The sequence below is a fragment of the Corallococcus exercitus genome (assembly GCF_003611585.1).
Classification (GTDB): domain Bacteria; phylum Myxococcota; class Myxococcia; order Myxococcales; family Myxococcaceae; genus Corallococcus; species Corallococcus exercitus.
Genome location: NZ_RAVW01000789.1, coordinates 1 through 1,280, shown reverse-complemented (window position 1 = coordinate 1,280; position 1,280 = coordinate 1). Strand labels below are relative to the sequence as shown.

The following is a 1,280-nucleotide window of genomic DNA, read 5'->3' as shown; positions in this document are numbered from 1 at the left end:
ACCTGAGGGATCCCCTCATATAGCGAGTTGATCAGCGTGCGTTCGCCCGGTCGCTGCGTGCGACGGCACTGGCACCCGGGCAGAGAAGCAGGCCACCATGACGCGCAAGGTGGCCATCGACGAAGAGCAGGTGCGGTCGTTCTTGACGGAGGTGTTCGAGGACGACCTGCACGTCAAACGAATCCTCTCCCTGTCGCACGCGACGCTGGGCGCGGTGCAGGCCACCAGCCTGTCCGTGGCGGCCATTGGCAAGGCCATGGCGTGGGCGCGGGGCGAGGACGTCACCTCCAAGCATGCCGTGAAGCAGGTGGACCGACTGCTGTCCAATGGGGGCATGGACGTCTGGAAGCTCTTCGGGGCTTGGGTGCCCTTCGTGCTAGCCGAGCGCACCGAGGCCGTCATCGCGCTGGACTGGACGGACTTCGAGACGGACGACCAGGAGTCGCTGGTGGCAAGCCTCGTCACTCGCCATGGACGCGCGACGCCGCTGGTGTGGATGACGTTGGTGAAATCGGCCTCGGCTGGTAACCGGCAGCTCACCGAGGACCTGGTGCTCCAACGGCTGCGGGAGTTGATTCCCTCCCACGTGCAGGTGACGGTGCTGGCGGACCGGGGCTTCGCGGATGCGAAATTCTACGCGCTCTTGAAGCAACTCGACTTCGAGTACGTGGTGCGCTTCCGCTCGGATGTGCTCGTCACCTCCGAGCAAGCAGAGACGAAGCCTGCCGCCGAGTGGGTCCCGGAAGGGGGCCGGGCGAAGCTGCTGCGGGGCGCGCGTGTCACCGCGGCAGGGGCGCAGGTCGGGGCGGTGGTGTGCGTGAAGAGGAAGGGAATGAAGGAGTCCTGGTGCCTGGCCACCAGTTTCGACCAGGCGCCTGCTCAGGAGGTGATGGACGCATATGGCCGCCGCTTCACCATCGAAGAGACGTTTCGGGACGTGAAGGACCTGAAGTTCGGCATGGGCCTGAAGCAGGTGCGGGTGAAGACACCGGAGCGCAGAGACCGGCTGCTGCTCATCTCCGCGCTGGCGCAGGTGCTGCTGACACTACTGGGCGCCGCAGGCGAGGCGCTCGGCTACGACAAGCACTTGAAAGTGAACACCGCGAAGAAGCGAACGCACTCGCTCTTCACCCAAGGCGCCTACTACTTTATGGCCATGCCACGCATGAGCGATGAGCGACTGCGTCCCCTGGTGGAGCGGTTTGGTCAACTGGTACGCGAGCACGCCGTGTTCCGCGAAGCCTTTGGTCTCATCTGATTCAGATGAGGGGATGCCTCAG

At 64.8% G+C, this 1,280-nt stretch carries 1 protein-coding gene; it reads left to right on the top strand.

The window, feature by feature from the left end:
- Positions 1–97 precede the first annotated feature (97 nt).
- Positions 98–1,258 (top strand): IS4 family transposase, encoded by a 1,161-nt coding sequence (locus D7W79_RS42040; RefSeq protein WP_120530759.1) that lies wholly within the window; start codon positions 98–100, stop codon positions 1,256–1,258.
- Positions 1,259–1,280 lie beyond the last annotated feature (22 nt).

What these genes read in the sequence shown, in the direction of transcription:
- D7W79_RS42040 (WP_120530759.1), top strand. Translation starts at nt 98, where the DNA reads ATGACGCGCAAGGTGGCCATCGACGAAGAGCAGGTGCGGTCGTTCTTG.